The organism is Thermoanaerobacter uzonensis DSM 18761 (assembly GCF_900129115.1).
Classification (GTDB): Bacteria; Bacillota; Thermoanaerobacteria; order Thermoanaerobacterales; family Thermoanaerobacteraceae; genus Thermoanaerobacter; species Thermoanaerobacter uzonensis.
This window is the reverse complement of the sequence record NZ_FQUR01000012.1, coordinates 62,317-82,931: the sequence shown is the minus strand read 5'-3', so window position 1 is coordinate 82,931 and position 20,615 is coordinate 62,317. Positions and strand designations below refer to the sequence as shown.

Annotated in this window: 23 protein-coding genes; 22 read left to right on the top strand and 1 reads right to left on the bottom strand. The window is 34.1% G+C overall.

Features of this window, described 5'->3' with window-relative positions:
• Positions 1-75: 75 nt before the first annotated feature.
• The 11 genes from hrcA (at position 76) to BUB32_RS12970 (ending at position 9,423) form a co-directional block, all read left to right on the top strand.
• Positions 76-1,107 (top strand): heat-inducible transcriptional repressor HrcA, encoded by a 1,032-nt coding sequence (gene hrcA / locus BUB32_RS08190; RefSeq protein ID WP_072968967.1) that lies wholly within the window; start codon positions 76-78, stop codon positions 1,105-1,107.
• Between the two features lie 13 nt (positions 1,108-1,120).
• Positions 1,121-1,708, top strand: coding sequence for a nucleotide exchange factor GrpE (grpE, locus tag BUB32_RS08185; RefSeq protein ID WP_084727003.1), 588 nt, complete (start codon positions 1,121-1,123; stop codon positions 1,706-1,708).
• Positions 1,709-1,725: 17 nt separating this feature from the next.
• A complete protein-coding gene (gene dnaK / locus BUB32_RS08180) occupies positions 1,726-3,564 on the top strand; it encodes a molecular chaperone DnaK (protein ID WP_072968966.1) in 1,839 nt (612 codons plus the stop codon).
• Positions 3,565-3,619: 55 nt separating this feature from the next.
• Positions 3,620-4,780, top strand: a complete 1,161-nt coding sequence (gene dnaJ / locus BUB32_RS08175; protein WP_072968965.1) for a molecular chaperone DnaJ — start codon at positions 3,620-3,622, stop codon at positions 4,778-4,780.
• Positions 4,781-4,807: 27 nt separating this feature from the next.
• A complete protein-coding gene (gene prmA, locus BUB32_RS08170; protein WP_072968964.1) occupies positions 4,808-5,734 on the top strand; it encodes a 50S ribosomal protein L11 methyltransferase in 927 nt (308 codons plus the stop codon).
• Between the two features lie 6 nt (positions 5,735-5,740).
• The gene (locus tag BUB32_RS08165; RefSeq protein ID WP_072968963.1) at positions 5,741-6,478 is read left to right on the top strand and encodes a 16S rRNA (uracil(1498)-N(3))-methyltransferase; all 738 of its coding nucleotides are present in this window, start codon (positions 5,741-5,743) and stop codon (positions 6,476-6,478) included.
• 131 nt (positions 6,479-6,609) lie between these two features.
• Positions 6,610-7,977, top strand: a complete 1,368-nt coding sequence (gene mtaB / locus BUB32_RS08160) for a tRNA (N(6)-L-threonylcarbamoyladenosine(37)-C(2))-methylthiotransferase MtaB (RefSeq protein WP_072968962.1) — start codon at positions 6,610-6,612, stop codon at positions 7,975-7,977.
• 36 nt (positions 7,978-8,013) lie between these two features.
• Positions 8,014-8,358 carry a histidine triad nucleotide-binding protein gene (locus BUB32_RS08155; protein ID WP_072968961.1) on the top strand — a complete coding sequence of 115 codons (345 nt, stop codon included), beginning with the start codon at positions 8,014-8,016 and terminating at the stop codon, positions 8,356-8,358.
• Positions 8,359-8,469: 111 nt separating this feature from the next.
• Positions 8,470-8,655, top strand: coding sequence for a 30S ribosomal protein S21 (gene rpsU / locus BUB32_RS08150; RefSeq protein ID WP_003867924.1), 186 nt, complete (start codon positions 8,470-8,472; stop codon positions 8,653-8,655).
• A gap of 14 nt (positions 8,656-8,669) precedes the next feature.
• Positions 8,670-9,113 carry a GatB/YqeY domain-containing protein gene (locus tag BUB32_RS08145; protein ID WP_042832809.1) on the top strand — a complete coding sequence of 148 codons (444 nt, stop codon included), beginning with the start codon at positions 8,670-8,672 and terminating at the stop codon, positions 9,111-9,113.
• Positions 9,114-9,255: 142 nt separating this feature from the next.
• Positions 9,256-9,423 (top strand): hypothetical protein, encoded by a 168-nt coding sequence (locus BUB32_RS12970; RefSeq protein WP_200773867.1) that lies wholly within the window; start codon positions 9,256-9,258, stop codon positions 9,421-9,423.
• Positions 9,424-9,435: 12 nt separating this feature from the next.
• On the opposite strand, the gene BUB32_RS08140 is transcribed toward BUB32_RS12970, so the two are convergent.
• Positions 9,436-10,419, bottom strand: a complete 984-nt coding sequence (locus BUB32_RS08140; RefSeq protein ID WP_072968960.1) for an asparaginase — start codon at positions 10,417-10,419, stop codon at positions 9,436-9,438.
• 167 nt (positions 10,420-10,586) lie between these two features.
• Here BUB32_RS08140 and yqfC point away from each other — a divergent pair, with 167 nt between their 5' ends.
• The 11 genes from yqfC to BUB32_RS08085 all read left to right on the top strand — a co-directional run bounded on the left by yqfC (position 10,587) and on the right by BUB32_RS08085 (position 20,599).
• The gene (gene yqfC, locus BUB32_RS08135; protein WP_029688843.1) at positions 10,587-10,856 is read left to right on the top strand and encodes a sporulation protein YqfC; all 270 of its coding nucleotides are present in this window, start codon (positions 10,587-10,589) and stop codon (positions 10,854-10,856) included.
• Between the two features lie 11 nt (positions 10,857-10,867).
• The gene (gene yqfD, locus BUB32_RS08130; protein WP_072968959.1) at positions 10,868-12,055 is read left to right on the top strand and encodes a sporulation protein YqfD; all 1,188 of its coding nucleotides are present in this window, start codon (positions 10,868-10,870) and stop codon (positions 12,053-12,055) included.
• Positions 12,052-13,047: a PhoH family protein gene (locus BUB32_RS08125; RefSeq protein ID WP_072968958.1), complete on the top strand. Its 996-nt coding sequence runs from the start codon at positions 12,052-12,054 to the stop codon at positions 13,045-13,047. Before yqfD ends, BUB32_RS08125 begins: the two co-directional genes overlap by 4 nt.
• Before the next feature lie 3 nt (positions 13,048-13,050).
• A complete protein-coding gene (locus BUB32_RS08120; RefSeq protein ID WP_072968957.1) occupies positions 13,051-15,117 on the top strand; it encodes an HD family phosphohydrolase in 2,067 nt (688 codons plus the stop codon).
• A complete protein-coding gene (gene ybeY, locus BUB32_RS08115) occupies positions 15,114-15,593 on the top strand; it encodes an rRNA maturation RNase YbeY (RefSeq protein ID WP_072968956.1) in 480 nt (159 codons plus the stop codon). The genes BUB32_RS08120 and ybeY overlap by 4 nt, the downstream gene beginning before the upstream one ends.
• A gap of 4 nt (positions 15,594-15,597) precedes the next feature.
• The gene (locus BUB32_RS08110; protein WP_072968955.1) at positions 15,598-16,296 is read left to right on the top strand and encodes a diacylglycerol kinase; all 699 of its coding nucleotides are present in this window, start codon (positions 15,598-15,600) and stop codon (positions 16,294-16,296) included.
• An 11-nt stretch (positions 16,297-16,307) separates the two neighbouring features.
• The gene (gene era, locus BUB32_RS08105) at positions 16,308-17,216 is read left to right on the top strand and encodes a GTPase Era (RefSeq protein WP_072968954.1); all 909 of its coding nucleotides are present in this window, start codon (positions 16,308-16,310) and stop codon (positions 17,214-17,216) included.
• A 35-nt stretch (positions 17,217-17,251) separates the two neighbouring features.
• Entirely contained in the window at positions 17,252-17,923 is a 672-nt protein-coding gene (gene deoC / locus BUB32_RS08100; RefSeq protein WP_072968953.1) for a deoxyribose-phosphate aldolase, read from the top strand.
• A gap of 6 nt (positions 17,924-17,929) precedes the next feature.
• Positions 17,930-18,676 (top strand): DNA repair protein RecO, encoded by a 747-nt coding sequence (gene recO, locus BUB32_RS08095; RefSeq protein ID WP_072968952.1) that lies wholly within the window; start codon positions 17,930-17,932, stop codon positions 18,674-18,676.
• Between the two features lie 14 nt (positions 18,677-18,690).
• Positions 18,691-19,101 (top strand): DUF4342 domain-containing protein, encoded by a 411-nt coding sequence (locus BUB32_RS08090; RefSeq protein ID WP_072968951.1) that lies wholly within the window; start codon positions 18,691-18,693, stop codon positions 19,099-19,101.
• Between the two features lie 109 nt (positions 19,102-19,210).
• Entirely contained in the window at positions 19,211-20,599 is a 1,389-nt protein-coding gene (locus tag BUB32_RS08085) for a glycine--tRNA ligase (protein ID WP_072968950.1), read from the top strand.
• Positions 20,600-20,615: the final 16 nt, after the last annotated feature.

Below are 20,615 nucleotides of genomic sequence, written 5' to 3'. Positions count from 1 at the left end.
TATAAGAGTGGTATTTTAGAAACGTGAATTAGCACTCAATCAAGTTGAGTGCTAATAATACATGGGGTGGTGAAAATGCCGTTAGATGATAGGAAGAAAAAAATACTATATGCTGTTATTACTGATTATATTATGACGGCAGAGCCAATAGGGTCGAGAACAATAGCTAAGAAGTACAATATAGGACTAAGTTCTGCTACTATAAGAAATGAAATGGCAGATTTAGAAGAAATGGGATATCTCGAGCAACCTCATACTTCTGCAGGAAGGATACCTTCAGATAAGGGATATAGATTTTATGTAGACAGCATTCTTCGAAGTTATATAAACAATGACTCGCCAATTAGCTATAATACTCGCGAGGAGATAATAGCGGAATTTGATGAGATTGTAAAAAAATACGCAAAAATTTTGGCTAATATCACTCACCACACTACAGTTGCTAAAATGCCAAGGTTGAACCCTGATAGAATAAAGAGAATTCAACTTATACCTGTGGCTTCTAATAAAATAATCTTTTTAGTAGTGACGGATACAGGAATTGTAAAAAATCACCTCCTAAATTTGTGTCAAAATGTAGATAGAAATGTCTTTGAATTTTTAAATAATTTGTTAAATGATAAAATTTCCGGAAAAAGCGAAAAAGATATTTTTGAGTTTTTAGAACAGGATTTAAGGCAGATGCTGGGGGAGATGGCTTTTATAGCCGACGAATTGATAAACACTATACTTATGAGCTTGAAACAGTTACAGGAAACAGATATTTATGCGGATGGGACTTCCCACATTTTAGATTTTCCTGAATACAAGGATTTAAGCAAAGCAAAAAATTTTTTCAATCTTTTGGAAAACAAGTTGTTATTGAACGAAGTTTTAGAGCCTGAAGTAGATTTTATAGATGTGAGAATAGGAAGCGAAAACAAGTTTGAGGAAATGAAGGATTTAAGTGTAATAAAAACCACTTATAAGATTAACGGTCGTGTGGTGGGTACAATAGGAATTATAGGACCTACAAGAATGGATTATAAGAAGTTGATTAGTGAAATCAATGTGATGACAAAAGAGCTTTCAAATCTTTTGTCGAGTATATACAATGATGAAATATAATGAGGTGATATAAGTGGAAGAGATGGAAAAAGAAATTAACAAAGAGGAGGAAAATCGCGTAAATAGTTTAGAAGCAAATGAACAAATGGAAGGGCCTCCTGAAGATGAACAAGTACAGCAAGAGCCTCAGCAACAAACGGTTGATGAAATAGAAGAATTAAAGCAAAAACTTCAGCAAAAAGAAGTTGAAGCTCAAGAATATTTAGATATTGCACAAAGATTGAAAGCAGAATTTGAAAATTACAGAAAGAGAACAGAAAAAGAAAAATCAGAAATGGTAGAATACGGGAAAGAAACAGTAATTTTAGAACTTTTGCCTATTATAGATAATTTTGAAAGGGCTTTGGCAAGCAGTGGAGATTATAATTCTCTAAAAGAAGGGATAGAATTAATTTACAGGCAGTTTAAAAAGATATTGGATAAATTTGGTGTGAAAGAAATTGAAGCAGAGGGACAGATTTTTGACCCCTATAAGCACCATGCTGTAATGCAGGAAGAGGTAGAAGGAAAGCAACCAAATGAAATTATTGAAGTTTTCCAAAAAGGGTATTATCTAAAAGATAAAGTAATAAGACCAAGTTTGGTTAAAGTAGCAAAATAAAAAGGAGGTTGAAAAATATGGGAAAAGTTATAGGAATTGACTTAGGAACTACATTTTCTTGTGTTGCTGTTATGGAAGGAGGCCAACCTGTAGTAATACCTAACGCAGAAGGAGCTCGTACTACGCCTTCAGTCGTCGCTTTTACTAAAGAAGGAGAAAGGTTAGTAGGGCAAGTTGCAAAAAGGCAGGCAATTGTAAATCCTGACAGGACTATAATGTCTATAAAAAGACACATGGGAACTGATTACAAAGTAAAAATTGACGATAAAGAATATACACCTCAAGAGATTTCTGCAATGATTTTGCAAAAGCTCAAGGCTGATGCAGAAGCATACCTTGGTGAAAAAGTTACACAGGCGGTAATTACCGTTCCTGCTTATTTCAATGACAGCCAAAGACAGGCTACAAAAGACGCAGGTAGGATTGCAGGTCTTGAGGTTTTGAGAATAATAAATGAGCCGACAGCTGCTGCTTTGGCATATGGACTTGACAAAGAAGGAAATCAAAAGATAATGGTTTATGACTTAGGTGGTGGAACCTTTGATGTCTCGATTTTGGAAATAGGAGATGGAGTATTTGAAGTTTTGGCTACAAGTGGTAACAACCACTTAGGCGGAGATGACTTTGACCAAAGGATAATAGACTGGCTTGCTGACAATTTCAAAAAAGAATATGGAATTGACCTAAGAAATGACAGGATGGCATTGCAGAGATTAAAAGACGCTGCAGAAAAGGCAAAGATAGAGCTTTCTTCTGCAACGGTTACTAATATAAATTTGCCATTTATTACTGCTGATGCTACAGGTCCAAAACATATAGATGTAAATCTTACAAGAGCAAAATTTGAAGAGCTAATCTCAGACCTTGTAGAATCAACTGTGGGTCCTGTTAACCAAGCATTAAGCGACGCAGGTTTAAAACCTTCTGATATTGATAAAGTTATTCTCATTGGTGGTTCTACCAGAGTGCCTTTAGTGCAGGAGACAGTAAAGAGAATAATGGGTAAAGAACCTCACAAGGGAATTAACCCAGATGAGGCAGTGGCTATAGGTGCAGCTATACAAGCGGCAGTATTGGCCGGAGAAGTGAAAGATATTCTCTTACTGGACGTAACACCTTTGTCCTTGGGTATAGAGACATTAGGTGGAGTATTTACTAAGATTATAGAGAGAAATACTACAATACCTACAAAAAAGAGCCAGATATTTACTACTGCGGCGGATAATCAGACTTCTGTTGAAATACACGTGTTACAAGGCGAAAGGCCTATGGCAAAAGACAACAAAACTCTTGGAAGGTTTATTTTGTCAGGGATTCCACCAGCTCCAAGAGGAGTACCTCAAATTGAAGTTACTTTTGACATAGATGCCAATGGAATTGTACATGTTTCTGCAAAAGACTTAGGTACTGGCAAATCTCAGGATATAACTATTACTTCTACAACTAATTTGTCAGAAGAAGAGATACAGAGGATGATTAATGAGGCTAAGCAGTATGAAGAACAAGATAGGAAGAAGAAAGAAGAAATCGAAATAAGGAATAAAGCAGATTCTCTCATTTATCAAGCTGAAAAAACAATGAAAGACCTTGGGGATAAGGTAACGCAAGCTGAAAAAGACGAAATAAATAGAGAAATAGAAAATGTGAGAAAAGCTCTTGAAGGAAGCGATATAGAAGCGATTAAAAATGCTTCTGAGAAACTTTCCCAAGCTTTCTACAAAGTTTCTACAAGAATATACCAACAAGCAGGAGGACAAGCGGGAGGAGCTACAAATACAGGTAGTGCTGGACAAGGTACAACACAGGATAATGTCTATGAAGCCAACTATAAAGTGGAGGATGATGATAATAAATAATATAGAACCAGGTTTTACCTGGTTCTAATTTGCGTAATGAAAGGCAGGTGAGAAAGTGGCTAAAAAAGATTTATATGAAATATTAGGAGTAGATAGAAATGCCACAGAAGAAGAAATAAAAAAGGCTTATAGGCGGCTTGCTAAGAAATATCATCCTGACTTGAACCCAGGAGATAAAGAAGCAGAGCAAAAATTTAAAGAAATAAACGAAGCTTACGAAATTCTCTCCAACCCTCAAAAAAGAGCCCAATATGACCAATTTGGAGACGCAGCCTTTGAACAAGGCGGTTTTGGCCAAGGTGGGTTTGGTCAAGGAGGTTTTGGAGAGGGCGGTTTTGATTTTGGAGGCTTTGGAGGGTTTGGCGATATATTTGGCGATATTTTTAATGATTTCTTTGGTACTGGCAGGAGAAGAGCAGAAACAGGCCCTCAAAAGGGTAATGACATAAGATATGACCTTACTTTAACTTTTGAAGAAGCTGCTTTTGGGGCAGAAAAAGAAATAGAGGTTGAACGATTTGAAGAGTGTGATACGTGTAAGGGAACAGGGGCTAAGCCGGGTAGTAAACCCGAGACTTGTCCTGTATGTCATGGAACTGGTGAAGTGAGGACTGCACAGAATACTCCTTTTGGAAGAATTGTAAATATAAGAACTTGTCCTAAGTGCCATGGTGAAGGGAAAATTATTACTAATCCTTGTAACAAATGCGGTGGCACAGGTAGAATTAGAAAGAGGAGAAAAATTAAAGTTACTATACCAGCAGGGATAGACGAAGGACAAATGCTTACCTTAAGGGGGGAAGGAGAGCCAGGCTTAAGAGGAGGTCCAAGGGGCGACCTTTATATTGTAATTCACGTAAAACCCCACGAGTTATTCACAAGAGAAGGATACAATGTACATTTGAAAATGCCGATAAGTTTTGCTGATGCAGCTTTAGGTGGAGAAATAAAAATTCCTACGCTGGATGGAACAGTTAGCTTTACAATACCAGAAGGAACTCAAACAGGGACTAAGTTTAAGTTAAGAGGAAAAGGGATTCCTCACATAAATGGAAGAGGACGCGGAGACCAAATTGTAGAAGTTTATATTGATGTGCCTAAAAAATTGACAGAAAAGCAAAAAGAATTGCTAAGAGAATTAAAGAAATTAGAGGGAGAGACTACAACAGAATCAAAATCCTTTTTTCAAAGAATGAAAGATGCTTTTGGCGGATAATAAATTTGAGTAAAGGTGTGGAAAAGAATGAAATGGATTGAGGTACAAGTGACAACTTCACAAGAGGCAGAAGAGGCTGTGTCAAATATCATGCACGAATTAGGGGCTGGCGGCGTAGTTATAAAAAACCCTAATGATGTAAAACTGTTAGTGCAAAGTGATAATTGGGATTATTTTGACCCTTCTCTTTTTGAAGAAGAGGGAAATATTAAGGTTTTTGCCTATTTTCCTATTGCTTCAGATACTATAGATAGAATAAATATTTTAAAAGATAGAATTGCAGAACTTAAGTCTTTTGGAATTGATATAGGCAATTTTGACGTAAAAGTCTCAGAAGTGGACGAAGCGGACTGGGCAAACAATTGGAAACAGTATTATAAGCCTCTAAAAATAGGGAAGAAAATAGTGATTAAGCCTTCTTGGGAAGAATATGTATCTCAAGGAGAAGAGATAATTATCGAATTAGACCCTGGAATGGCTTTTGGCACAGGTACTCATGAGACTACAAAGATGTGTTTGGAACTTTTAGAGGAAATTATGATGCTAGAAAGTACAGTTTTTGATATAGGTTGTGGTTCAGGTATACTTAGTGTTGCCAGTAGCAAGTTAGGAGCAAAGGAAGTTTATGCGGCAGATATAGACGAAGTTTCTGTGGAAGTAGCAAGGCAGAATGTGAAGCTTAATAATTTACACAACGTAAAAGTTTTTAAAAGTGATTTATTAGAAAGATTTGAGGGAAAAGCTGATATTATAGTAGCTAATATTATTGCAGATGCTATAATTAAATTATCTTCTAAAGTACCAGACTACTTAAAAGAAAAAGGCTTATTTTTAGTAAGTGGAATAATTAAAGATAGATGTGAAGAAGTTTTGCAAAAAGTTGAAAAATTTTTTGAAATATTGCAAATTAGAGAAGAAGGAGAATGGTGTGCAATATTATCAAGGAAAAAGTGAGAGCTTATGAGAAAAATTTTTATTGATCGGCAAAATATTAAAGGAGAATTTGTCTATATAGAAGGAGAAGATTTTCATCATCTGGTAAATGTCTTAAGGCTTAAAAGAGGTAATGAAATTGTTGCATCGGATGGCTTAAAAGAATATGCTGCTCGCATTGAGGAGATAAAAAAAGACAAGCTTATTTTATTTTTAGAAAAAGAATTAGAATCGAATACAGAAAGTCCTTTAGAAATTGCTTTGTTCCAAGGTTTGCCTAAATCAGATAAAATGGAATTGATTATCCAAAAGTGTGCAGAAATTGGAGTTAAAAAATTTATCCCAGTTGTGACTCGTTATACGGTTGTAGACATAACTAAAAGCAATATAAATAAAAAAATTGCTAGGTGGAGAAAAATTAGCGAAGAAGCTTGTAAACAATCGGGCAGAACTGGGGTGCCCGAAATTTGTATGCCTATTTCCTTTGAAGAGGCCATAAATCAGGTTGATAAGTTTGATCTATGCATAATTCCATATGAAAAGGAACAAACTTCAAAATTAAAAAAGGTGCTTAAAAAGGCAAAAGGCATAAAAAAAATTGGAATTTTTATAGGCCCTGAAGGAGGTTTTTCTCAAGAGGAAATTGAATTAGCCTTAAACAAAAGTATTAAGCCTGTAAGCTTAGGCCCCAGGATTTTGCGAACTGAGACAGCAGCCATCGCAGTTTGTTCAATAGTAATGTATGAATTAGGAGATATGGGTTAAATTATTAATAAACAAAGAACAAAAAGATATTTTTAGTGCCCTTCGGGGCCTGTTTTTTTTGGTGTACAATAGCATGTTATAATATGTGATATAATATGAAAAAGAGATTTAATAGGAGGAGCATTTTTAAAGTGGCAAAAGTAGATTTAACTCTTAGTAATGAGGAATTTTATGAAAGATATGGTCATAAAAAAACTGCTGCTTTTTATACTTTGGGGTGTAAGGTAAATCAATATGAGGCAGAAGTCATGGCTGAGCTTTTTAAAAAAGCTGGTTATGAAGTAGTTGATTTTAATGAAAAAGCGGATGTTTACGTAATAAATACCTGTACTGTAACAAATAGAAGTGATATGAAGTCAAGGCAGGAAATACGCAAAGCTAAGAAAGAAAATCCTGATGCGGTGGTAGTAGCTGCTGGTTGCTATGTGCAAGTAAGTACAGAGGAAGCTTTTTCTCTTCCGGAAGTGGACATAGCGATTGGTACGAAAAATAAAGACAAAATAGTGGAATTAGTAGAGGAATTTACGCGAAAAAATGAAAAGTTAAGTGTGGTAAATAATATAATGACTCAAAAAAAATATGAGGAATTTGGAGTAACAGCTTATACAGAAAGGACAAGGGCATATATAAAGATTCAAGACGGCTGCAATCAATACTGTACTTACTGCATAATCCCTTACGCCCGTGGACCGGTGAGAAGTAGAGACCCCAAAAAAGTAATAGATGAAGTAAAAAGGTTTGCTGATTCAGGGTATAAAGAAATTGTCCTCACAGGTATACACATAGCTTCCTATGGCAAAGATTTAAAAAATATTGGGCTTTTGGACATTATAAAGATGATTCATGAAATAGATGGCATAAAAAGGATAAGACTTAGTTCTATTGAGCCTACTTTTTTAACTGAAGAGTTTGTGAAGGAAATAGCTAACTTGCCTAAGATGTGCAGGCATTATCATGTATCCCTTCAAAGTGGATGTGATGAAACCTTAAAAAGAATGGGAAGAAGATATACTACAAAGGAGTACAAAAGTGTAATTGATAGGTTAAGAGAATACATCAATGATGTGGCGATAACTACAGATGTTATGGTGGGATTTCCTGGTGAAACGGAAGAGGAGTTTCTCAAGACTTACAAATTTGTGGAAGAGATTTGTTTTAGCAAAATGCATGTTTTTAAATATTCAAGGAGAAAAGGTACAAGAGCCTACAACTTTCCAAATCAAGTTGCAAATCATGTAAAAGAATATAGGAGTAAAAAACTCATAGAATTGTCTAATAGGTGTGAACGCAAATTCATGGAGAGTTTTATAGGAAAGACTTTGGAAGTCCTCTTTGAACAACCGGTAAAGAATATGGAGGGTTATGTGGAAGGCTTGACTGATAATTATTTAAGTGTAGCTGTTAAAGGAGATAGAAAGTTACTTAGAAATGAGATTTTCCCAGTGAAAATAAAAGAAATAAAAGATAATTTCTTAATTGGAGAAATTGAAGGAATTTAACCAGATGTGTAGAATATAAAAAGAGGAGGTGAAAGGATGTCAGATTGCATTTTTTGTAAAATTATAAATAAAGAGATACCTTCCAATATAGTATATGAAGATGATTTAGTCGTAGCATTTCGGGATATTAACCCACAAGCACCTGTACATATCCTCATTGTGCCAAAAGAACATATACCGACATTGTTAGATTTAAATGAGGATAACAAACATTTAATATCTCATGCTTATATGGTGGCAAAAGAATTAGCAAAAAAAGAGGGAATTGACGAAAAAGGTTATAGAATTGTATCAAACTGTGGAAATGACGGGGGACAAACGGTATATCACATACATTTTCATCTTTTAGGCGGTAGATTTATGACTTGGCCACCAGGTTAATCATTGACACATTATGGCTTTAGGAGTATAATAAAATGAGAATTTTCAGCAAGACATCACAGCAGAATACGCAGCTTAGCTTGAGCAGTTTATCTGGAGGGAGGGAGAGTAGTGGCTGAAGTAAGAGTCGGCGAAAATGAATCATTGGACAATGCTCTGAGAAGGTTTAGGCGCCAATGTTCTAAAGCAGGCGTTTTATCAGAGGTTCGCAAAAGAGAGCATTATGAAAGTCCCAGTGTAAAACGTAAGAAAAAATCCGAAGCAGCAAGAAAAAGAAAATATAAATATAATAAATAAAGGAAGTGCTTGCCATGACCCTAAAAGAGCGAATATACAAAGATATGGTAGAAGCCATGAAAAACAAAGATAATTTTAAAAAGAATATTTTAAGTATGGTAAGAGCAGCTATTCTCCAAGTTGAAAAAGATACTCAAAAAGAATTAGACGATGAAGGGGTCATTAATGTAATTTCTAAAGAAATAAAGCAAAGAAAAGAAGTGTTGCCGGATTACGAAAAAAGTGGAAGGCAAGACTTAGTGGATAAAGCTAGAAAAGAAATTGAGATTATGCTTTCTTATTTACCGAAGCAGCTATCCGAAGAGGAAATAGAGGAAATAGTAAAAAAAGCTATCGAAGAAACTGGTGCTAAAACTAAAAGCGATATAGGAAAAGTAATGGGAAAGGTAATGCCAATAGTAAAAGGGAGAGCAGATGGGAACCTTGTTAAAGACATAGTAAATAAGTATTTACAGTAAACAAAGGACTTGATGCCGTTAGGTATCAAGTCCTCAGACTGTAGACAAACTTTCGTAAAGGAGATATTTTGCATAAGAAGCGACTTGTGACAAAGCGGCAACAAAACTTAGCAAGACCGAGGGTGGAGGCAGGGCCGAAGCCATGGATGGCGAAGGCGGGCACCTTAAGGCAAGGAGGCCGATTGTGCCCGGTACCCTGCCGGAGCGCGAAGGTCGAGCTTTAGTTTTGTCGCTTTGGAACATCGGAGCGACGATGCAAAATATCTCCTTTGAATATTTTTTTAACTTTGTCAACAAACTGAGGACTTGATGCCATTAGGTATCAAGTCCTTTCTTCTTCAAACATTTTTTTGATTTCATTGTAATTATTAGAATAAGCAAGAGCTGCCATGAGCTTTATACGAGCTTTTTGTCCTGAGAGATTGTCTCCAAAGATTACCCCTAAGGATTTAAGATGTTTTCCGCCACCTTTATAACCGTAAGAGGCATCAACTCTTCCCATAGGACATCTTGAAACTAACACTACAATTACCCCCTTTGATATAGCATATTCTATACCCTCAGCCAATTTTGGAGGTACATTTCCTCTTCCTGTTCCTTCTATTATTATTCCTTTTTCTCCGCTGTTAACAAGGAATCTGATAATTTTATCATCCATACCAAAGGCGACTTTTAATAGACTTACTCTTGGCTCTAAATGGTCTACTGGTATATAATCTCTTGTTTCAATGTTCCTATAAAAATATGCTCTGTTATTATCTACAACACCTATTGGACCTGTTTCAAGGCTTTTAAAGGTGTCAATACTTGAAGTATGAGTTTTTGTGACATCTCGTGCAGCATGTATTTCGTTATTGAAAACTACTAATACTCCTTTGTTTTTGGCTTTTTCTGAGGAAGCAGTAATTACAGAAGCAATTAAGTTGCTGGGACCGTCGTATCCAATTTCAGAAGAATTTTTCATGGTTCCAGTCAAGACTATTGGCTTTTCGGAATTTATAGTTAAGTCTAAAAAATATGCTGTTTCTTCTATGGTGTCTGTACCGTGAGTAATGACGACTCCTTTTACTTGTTGTTTTTTGATTACGTTTTCTACTTCTAGTTTCAAATTTACTAATAGCTCGGGAGTTAAGTGAGGACTTGGAAAATTCCCAAATTGAATTATTTCAATTTGGGAATTTTCTTTTATGTTGGGAACCATTTTTAGTATCTCATTTCCTGATAAAGAGGGTATAGCAGCATTTAAATTCGGGTCATTTTTCATGGATATAGTTCCACCAGTAAAAATTATTACTATTTTCTCCAAGGCAAATCCCCCCAAAAAATAATTTACAGTAATAGAAATATTCAATTCTGTTACTTTCATTATAATACATATTTTCTAATTACTCAAAAGGTCTATTGCCTATAAAAAAGCAAGAGAATTTTTTTAATTTTTTCCTCATAAAATTTTAAGAGAAGGGAGGTTACAGTATGAAAGATGAGATAAAAAACGAACTTGTAAATGCAATAGATTTTCCAAAAGAGGTATTGCTTAATCTCCCTAAAATAACTTTGATAGGGAAAACCCATGTTACTATTGAAAACCACAAGGGAATTATTGAGTATATTCCTGAAAGGATTAGGATAAATACAACAATAGGTGTTGTTAGAATATTAGGTAAAAATATGATTGTGAATTCTATAATGACAGAGATTATAACGATTAGCGGTGAAATAATGAATATAGAAATGATGGTATAGGAGGAATGTTTTTGGTTGCAATAAAATTATGGAATTTTTTAAAAGGATATGTTATTATTAAGATTGAAGGTTTGTCAATTGAAAAATTTTTAAATCTTATTATGGTAAATAATGTCTATATTTGGGATATTGAGCGTAGGAATTATACTACTATAGTCGCAAAAGTAAGTATAAAGGGTTTCAAAGAAATAGTATTTTTGGCAAAAAGAACTAATTGTCGTGTTTCAGTGATTTCTAAAAGAGGATTGCCTTTTGTAATTTCTCGGTTAAAAAGAAGAAAAGCATTGGTTTTAGGGGCAGCAATTTCTCTTATATTGATTTATGCATTTTCTACTTTTATATGGGAAATTAATGTAGAAACCGTCAACAATGTAAATGAAAAAGTAGTTTTAGAAAAGCTTTCACACTTAGGATTAAAGCCAGGAGTTTCTAAGTTTACTATAGATGTTAATAAAATAGAGACAGAATTTTTATTACACAATAATGAAATATCATGGATAGGAATAAACATAAAAGGGACTAATGCTTTTGTAAAAGTTGTAGGTAAAACAAAACCTCAAGAGGTATTGTCAAAAGATGAACCATGCAATATAATAGCTAAAAAAGACGGAATAATTTATAAGATGACGGTTTTAGAAGGGGAAGCCGTAAAAAAAGTTGGAGATACAGTAAAAGCGGGAGATATAATTGTTACAGGGATAATTGAAAAGCCAGGACTAGAGACAAGATTTGTACATGCTGATGGTCAAATTATTGCTAGGACATGGTATGAAGTTTATGCTGATGCAGAGCTAAAAAAAGAAGTCTTTGAAAGGACAAACAACAAAATAACCGTTACAAAAATAATATTTGGCAATAATACTATAACTATATCCCCTAAAAAAGTAGACTTTAAGAATTTTGAAAAAGAAGAAAAAGAGATAATATCAAAGGATTTTCCAGTTAAAATAATAAAAGAAGTATATTACGAAACCAAACCTAAAACTATTGTTTTATCTAAAGAGGAAGCAAAAAATATTGCTTTTGAAAAAGCACTAAAGGAGTTGGAGAAGGTTTTAGGCTCTCAAAGTAAGATAGTAAATAAAAAAGAAAGTTATGTGATTATACAAGATAAAATATTAAGAGCCAATATTACTGCAGAGGTTTTAGAGGAAATAGGAATGAAAGAAAAAATTTCTTATACAGGAGGGGAACATTGATTAAGGAGTTAGCTATTAATATTGAGGATATGGAGCAAGCTGCCAATTTGTTTGGCAACTTTGATGAAAATATTAAGCTAATAGAAGAAGGATTAGATGTCAAGATAGTGTTAAGAGGAGGAATTATTAAAATAACGGGGGAAGAAAAAAACGTGGAGTCTGCTAATAAACTTTTTAACAAGTTGATGGGAATGATTGAAAAGGGAGATGTAATTACTACTCAAAATGTTTTGTATACTATGAATATGATTGAGGCAGGAGAAGAAGAAAAACTAAAGACTTTAATGTCTGATATTATTTGTATAACAGCAAGAGGCAAACAGATAAGGTGTAAAACTTATGGACAGATGCGATATGTAGAAGCTATAAGGAAAAATCAGATTGTATTTGGAATAGGACCAGCCGGTACGGGCAAGACCTATTTGGCTATGGCAATGGCTATTACTGCGATGAAAAATAGAGAAGTAGGTCGTATAATTTTAACAAGGCCGGCTGTTGAAGCAGGAGAAAAGTTAGGTTTTCTGCCAGGAGATTTGCAAGAAAAAGTTGATCCTTATTTAAGACCTTTATACGATGCACTTTACGACATTTTAGGAGCAGAAGTTTTCCAAAAATACATGGAGAAAGGCTTAATTGAGGTAGCACCACTAGCTTATATGAGAGGTAGAACTTTAGACGATTCTTTTATAATACTGGATGAAGCTCAAAACACCACTCCTGAGCAGATGAAAATGTTTTTAACCCGTATAGGTTTTGGTTCTAAAGCAGTTATAACTGGTGACGTTACTCAAATAGATTTGCCAAGAGGTAAAAAATCCGGGCTAAAAGAGGTTATGGAGATATTAAAGGGAATAGAAGGTATAGAGTTTGTAATGCTTTCTGAAGAAGATGTGATAAGGCATCCTCTTGTAGCTAAAATTGTAAAAGCTTATGAAATTTATGAGAAAAACATGGAGGAAAATAAATCAGAAATCCCAGAGCGAGGGGAATAATCCATGAAAAAACTGGACAAACATATAAAAAATATAATTAAAAATGAGCAATTGATAATCATTTTTTTTGTTGTTTTTTATTTTATTTCTTCCTATGCCTTAGTTTATACTAGTGTAACGCCTCCCAAATTTGACCTTAAGGTAGGGGATGTAGCTACGCAAGATATAAAGGCACCTAAAGACGTAGTGGACACAATAGCTACTCAAAAGAAGATACAAGAAGCAGTAAATGCGGTTAATCCTAAATATGATTATAATGAAAATATTGCAAAAGAATCTTATCTTAAGCTAGTTGATTTTTTTAATAAATTAAGAGAGGTACGCAAATCCTCAGAAGCAGAAGAAAAGAAATTGCAAGACTTTAAAGCTGTAAGTCCCATAGGTTTAGGAGATAATGAAGTAGCTTTGCTTTTAAAAATAGATGATAATACCCTTATAAACATGGAATCGGTGGTATTATCAACAGAAAAAGCAATTATGGCAAGGCAGATTACGGAAGATGCTTTGCCCACGGTTTTAAATGATGCTAAGAGTCTTGTAGAAAGTTCGGATATTTCTGCAGAAGTAAAACCAGTAGCTGTTAAGATTTTATCTTCTGTCGTTGTTCCTAATATGATATATAATGCCTATGAGACAAACCTTGCAAAAAAAGAAGCAGAGGAAAAAGTACAGCCGGTTATGTATAAAAAAGGACAAAATATTGTAGTCAGTGGAGAAGTGGTGACACAACAACAAATCGAAGTTTTGAAGTCTTTGGGCCTCTTAAAAAACAGCAGTAAGATTGATTATGGAATGATAATAGGCTTATTTTTGATTTTAGGCTTGTCACTCTTTTTATCAGTGTATTATATTATAAAATTGGACAAAAAGATTACTACCAAAAAAATCTACATTGAATTGTTGTGTTTAACAGGTATTTTTTATCTTTTATTGGCTGTTGCCTTTAAAGGGATTGAGCCTCTTTTAATTCCTTCTGCTACTTTGCCTATGCTAATTTCTGTTTTAATAGATCCTTATATTGCTATTATGATTGACATAATTTATTCTCTTTTAGTAGGTTTAATGGTGAGTTTTAACCAAGAATTTATTTTTATGTCATTGCTGGGAGGATTGATTGGTGCAGTAAAACTTTCTCATTCTAAGCAACGTTTAGATTTTGTAAAAGCGGGTCTTTACGTCAGTGGGGTAAATCTTGTAAGTATTGTAGGAATAGGGCTTTTAAATAGCAATGATATAATTTCTGTATTAAAAAGCAGTTTATGGGGAATTATCAGTGGAACTTTTAGTATAATTTTGCTTATTGGTACTTTGCCTTTTTGGGAAACAGCTTTTGATATCTTAACTCCTTTAAAACTTTTAGAGCTGTCAAATCCAAATAATCCGCTTCTTAAAAAACTTATAATGGATGCTCCTGGGACTTATCACCACAGCATGGTAGTAGCAAATCTCGCAGAAGCTGCTTCTGATGCTATTGGAGCGAACAGTTTGTTAGTTAGAGTAGGGGCTTATTACCATGATATAGGTAAAATTAAAAGACCTTATTTTTTCAAAGAGAACCAGCTTTCAGGAGAAAATTTGCATGACAAAATTTCTCCTGATTTAAGTACATTAGTAATAATTTCCCATGTAAAAGATGGGGTGGAATTAGCTAAAAAGTATAAACTTCCTCAACAAGTCATTGATTTGATAAAAGAACACCATGGTACTTCCTTAGTGAAATACTTTTATACTAAGGCTTTACAAAATGAAGAGGAATCTTGCGAAGAAGAATCTTTTAGATATCCAGGTCCAAAACCTTCTACCAAAGAGTCTGCCATTTTGATGTTGGCAGATTCTGTAGAAGCAGCTGTGAGGTCTATTCCTGAACCTACTGAGGAAAATATAAAGAATATGATTGAAAAAATCATGGCAGATAGATTAAATGATGGTCAGTTGGAAGATAGCGATTTAACTTTAAAAGATATTAAAACTATAAAAAATTCTTTTTTGACTGCTTTAACTGGTATGTTTCATAAAAGAATTGAGTATCCTGATATTGAACCAAATCAAAATAAAGAGGTGTTAGAATGAACATTTTGATAGACGACAGACAAAATAAAGTTGATGCAGCAAATTTGGAAGAATTAGTTGAAAAAGTCATAAAAACAGTATTAGAAGTAGAAGAGGTTATTGATAATGTTGAAGTAAGTGTGTCCTTTGTGGATAATGAGGAAATTAGAAAATTAAATAAATATTATAGGGGTATAGATAAGCCGACAGATGTTTTGTCATTTCCCTTAGCAGAGTTTGAAGAGACTTATGGGGAAGTTGAGAAAATAGAGGAAGATTCAGAAGAGGTACAGCCAATAGGAGATATAGTTATTTCTTTAGAAAAAGCATTAGAGCAGTCAATAGAATATGGACATTCCTTTGAAAGAGAAGTAGCTTATTTAACAGCTCACAGCATGTTGCATCTTTTGGGTTATGACCATGAAACTGAAGAAGAAAGAAAAATTATGAGGGAAAAAGAAGAGGAAGTTATGGCGAGGCTTAATATTGGGCGGTGATTTTGTGAAATCGAGAAATTTAATTGACAGTTTTAATTATGCGATAGAGGGTATTTTACATGCTTTTAAGACCCAAAGAAACATGAAGGTTCACTTTGCCATAGCGATATTGGTATTATTCTTTTGCCTTTTTTTTGACCTTTCAAGAGTAGAATTTGTGGTAATTTTATTTACAATTTCTTTAGTTTTAATTTCTGAAATGATAAATACGGCTATTGAAACCACAATTGACATGATGGTTAAAAATTATAATCCTTTGGCTAAGGTTGCGAAAAATGTAGCTGCAGGAGCAGTCCTTATATCTGCGATAAATGCCGTTCTTGTAGCTTATTTAATATTTTTTGATAGAGTAAATCCTTGGACAAAAATAATTTTATTAAAGCTTAGAGAGTCACCTATTCATATCACAGTTATAAGTCTTTTAGTTGTAGTGTTTTTGACTGTAATTTTAAAGGTGCATTTTAAAGAAGGAACTCCTATGAGGGGAGGAATGCCCAGCGCTCATAGTGCTATTGCTTTTGCTACTGCGACAGCTATAACTTTTATCACAGCAAATGCTTTTATTGCCACTTTAGGCTTTTTACTTGCTCTTATGGTGGCTGAAAGCAGAGTAGAAGGTAAAATCCACTCTTTTTCTCAGGTATTTTTTGGAGGTTTATTTGGAATATTGATTACAGTATTGATTTTTCAAATAATCAAATAAGGAGTGATGATATGGGCTATAAAGCTGGTTTTGTAGCATTAGTTGGTAGAACTAATGTAGGAAAATCTACTCTTTTAAATGCAATTTTACAAGAAAAGATTGCTATTACTTCTCCCAAACCCCAAACTACTCGAAATACCATTCGTGGGATTTTGACAACAGATGAATACCAGGTTATTTTTGTTGACACTCCTGGCATTCATAAACCTAAATCTAAATTAAGCGAATTTATGATTGAGGTAGCTAAAAGAACATTGAAGGAAGTTGACCTTATTTTGTATATGATAGAACCAGATACTGAAGTAGGACCTGGAGATAGATACATAATTGAGTATTTAAAAGAAGTAGATACACCTGTCATACTTGTAGTCAATAAAATAGATTTGGTGCCTGAGGAAAGAGTAGAAGAAACTATAAAAATTTTTAAAGAGCAATATGAGTTTAAAGATGTAGTAGCTATTTCTGCTATTGAAAACAAAAATATAGACTTGTTAAAAGAAAAAATTGTATCATTTTTGCCAGAAGGTCCTAAATATTATTTGGATGATTATATAACAGATCAGCCCGAAAAATTAATAGTGGCAGAAATAATTCGAGAGAAGATGTTACACTTTTTAGAGGAAGAAGTGCCTCACGGTGTTTATGTGGAAGTAGAATCTATTAAAGAGAGGGAAGATAAAGATATAATAGACATTGAAGCATATATTTATTGCGAGAAAGAGTCTCACAAAGGAATTATTATAGGTAAAAATGGGCAAATGCTAAAAAAGATAGGTCAAAGTGCGCGACTGGATTTAGAAGAATTTTATGGAAAACAGGTTTTTCTTGACCTATGGGTAAAAACGAGGAAGGGGTGGAGAGACAATACAACGTTACTTAAAAAATTAGGATATGCCATTGACAAGAAAACTTACGAATAGTAAAGTATTTAGTGAAAACAAAAGGAGGTTATATTATGAACATAGCAAAAATGATTGACCACACTTTATTAAAACCAAATGCGACAAAAAGCGAGATAGAAAAGCTTTGTAATGAGGCAAAAGAATATGGATTTGCTTCTGTCTGCATAAACCCCTGCTTTGTAGACCTTGCCTATAGTATGTTAAAAGATACAGATGTTAAAGTTTGCACAGTAATAGGTTTTCCATTAGGTGCAAATACTATCGAAACCAAAGTATTTGAAGCAGTTGAAGCGGTTAAAAAAGGTGCGACAGAAGTTGACATGGTATTAAATATAAGCATGTTGAAGAGTGGAGATTATGACTATGTGAAAAAAGAAATTGAAGAAGTTGTGAAAGCGGTAAAATCCTATGGAGATATAGTTGTAAAAGTAATTTTAGAAACCTGCTATCTCGCTGATGAAGAAAAGGTAAAAGCATGTCAGCTTACAAAAGAAGCAGGTGCTGATTTTGTTAAGACTTCTACTGGTTTTGGACCAGGTGGAGCTACTGTAGAGGATGTAAAATTAATGAGACAGACAGTTGGTGAAAACTTTGGTGTTAAAGCCTCTGGCGGTGTAAGAACTGCTGAAGATGCTAAGGCGATGATTGAAGCAGGAGCTAATCGTATTGGGGCAAGTGCAGGCGTTAAGATTGTGGAGGAATGGAATAAACTAAAAATGAGTTGATAAAAAATGCGCTTGTTAAAAACAGAAGCAATAGTATTAAAAAACAATTTAATAGGTGAAACAGACAAAATTGCCACTCTTTTTACTAAAAGCTATGGCAAACTCCAGGCAGTGGCAAAAGGGGCAAGGCGCTCAAAGAGCCGCTTTGTGAATGCAATAAGGCCTTTTATTGTTGCCAATTATGTTATTTTTGAGGGGCAAAATTATTACTATATTGACCAATGGGAGTTAATCGAAGCTCATAAAAATATAGAAAAAGACTTAGTTAAATTTTCTGTAGCTTCGTATATTGCCGAAACTATAAACAAAATTTTAGAGGAAAATCAAAAAAGCGAGAGGCTGTATCTGTTTTTAAAACATTCTTTAAAAGCAGTTGACGAACTACAAATAGACCCTTTAATTTTTATTTCTTCTTATAACTTAAAATTAGTTTCTTTATTGGGATATATGCCTCAACTTGATAATTGTGTTGTGTGTGGAAAAAAAGGAAATTTAGAATATTTTTCTAATTCTTGCGGGGGTGCAGTGTGTATAAACTGCAAAAATAAATGTTTTGACGCCAAGCCATTACATGGAGTAACATTAAAAGCTATAAAGTATTTTCTTAAAGGAGATTATGACAAGCTTCAAAATATTAAAGTTTCAGGAGTTATAAAAGAAGAAGTGGATAAAATAATAACAGCCTATATGAAAGAACATCTTGAAATAGAGTTTAAATCAAAAGATTTTATTGACAAGTTACAAAATATGTGAAAGGAGGGTTTAACGTGTTAGATGAAGAATTAGAAAAAATAGATATGATAGTAGAAAGAACGGGAGTAAGTTATAAAGAAGCAAAAGAAGCATTAGAAAAGTCAGATGGAAGTGTTGTAGATGCATTGATATATATAGAAGAGAATAGAAAAAGCTGGACTGAGACTTTTACAGTTGCAGGTTCAGAAGTTATGGACAAAATAAAAGAATTAATTAAAAAAGGTAATGTAACAAAAATAAGAATAAAAAAAGACGATAAAGTTCTCTTGGAGATTCCTGTAACTGCAGGTGCTATTTCTGCTGTTATCATTCCTCAGTTGACGTTAGTGGGAGCGGCAGTAGCGCTTTTAGCCAATTGCACAATTGAAGTTGAAAAACATGATAAAAGCGTAACCGTATTAAAAGAAGAAAAGAAAAAAGATTGACAGAAGCTTGTCTCTTTGGTATTCTTAAATAAGTAACGTCAAAAACCTTTCTTCCCAAAAGGGATGAAGGGTTTTTGTATAATTGCGAGAGAAAAAGGAGTGTTATTAAATGTCACAAGCAGTCACAATGGATAAAATAGTTGCCCTTGCAAAAAACAGAGGATTTGTTTTTCCGGGGTCTGAAATATATGGAGGACTTGCTAATACTTGGGATTATGGACCTCTGGGAGTAGAACTTAAAAACAATATTAAGAGGATGTGGTGGAAAAAATTTATTCAACAAAGTCCCTATAACGTAGGGATTGATACTGCAATTTTGATGAATCGAGAAGTATGGGTTGCATCAGGTCATGTTAGCAGTTTTAGCGATCCTTTAATGGACTGTAAAGAGTGCAAATCAAGATTTAGAGCTGACCAATTGATTGAAGATTACATTAAAGAAAAGGAATTAAATATTTCTATTGAAGGTTGGACAAATGAACAAATGATGGAATTTATAAAAGAATATAAAGTGCCCTGTCCAAAATGTGGTGCCCATAATTTTACTGATATTAGGAAGTTTAATCTCATGTTTAAAACCTATCAAGGTGTTACAGAAGATTCTAAATCAGAGGTGTATTTGCGGCCTGAAACCGCACAAGGAATTTTTGTGAACTTTAAAAATGTTCAAAGGACAACTCGTAAGAAAATGCCTTTTGGAATAGGACAAATTGGTAAATCTTTTAGAAATGAAATTACTCCTGGTAATTTCATATTCAGAACAAGAGAATTTGAGCAAATGGAATTGGAATTTTTCTGTAAACCGGGAGAGGACATGGAATGGTTTAGTTACTGGAGAAAATATTGCATGGATTGGCTTTTAGAATTCGGCTTAAAAGAAGAAAATTTAAGATTTAGAGACCATAAAAAAGAAGAATTATCTCACTATAGTACTGCCACCACAGACATAGAATATAATTTTCCCTTTGGATGGGGAGAGTTGTGGGGAATAGCTAATAGAACAGATTTTGATTTAAGGCAACACATGGAACATTCGGGAGTTGACCTGTCTTATATGGACCCTGTAACAGGAGAAAAGTACATACCATATTGCATTGAGCCTTCTGTTGGGGTAGATAGGTTAATGTTGGCGTTTTTAATAGATGCCTATGAAGAAGAAGAGTTAGAAGATGGAGAAACTAGAGTAGTTTTAAGGTTTCATCCTGCTCTTGCTCCCATTAAGGCAGCAGTGCTTCCATTATCTAAGAAATTATCAGAAAATGCCTATAAGCTTTATGACCAGTTGAGAAATAAGTTCGTAGTAGATTACGATGAGACAGGAAGCATAGGTAAAAGGTATAGAAGACAGGATGAGATAGGCACGCCTTTCTGTATTACTTATGACTTTGATTCGGAAAATGACCATTGTGTAACCATAAGAGATAGAGATACTATGCAACAAGTGAGAATAAAAATTGAAGAAGTAGAGAAATATCTTGAAGAAAGGTTAAATTTTTAAGGGAATCAGGCTTTTT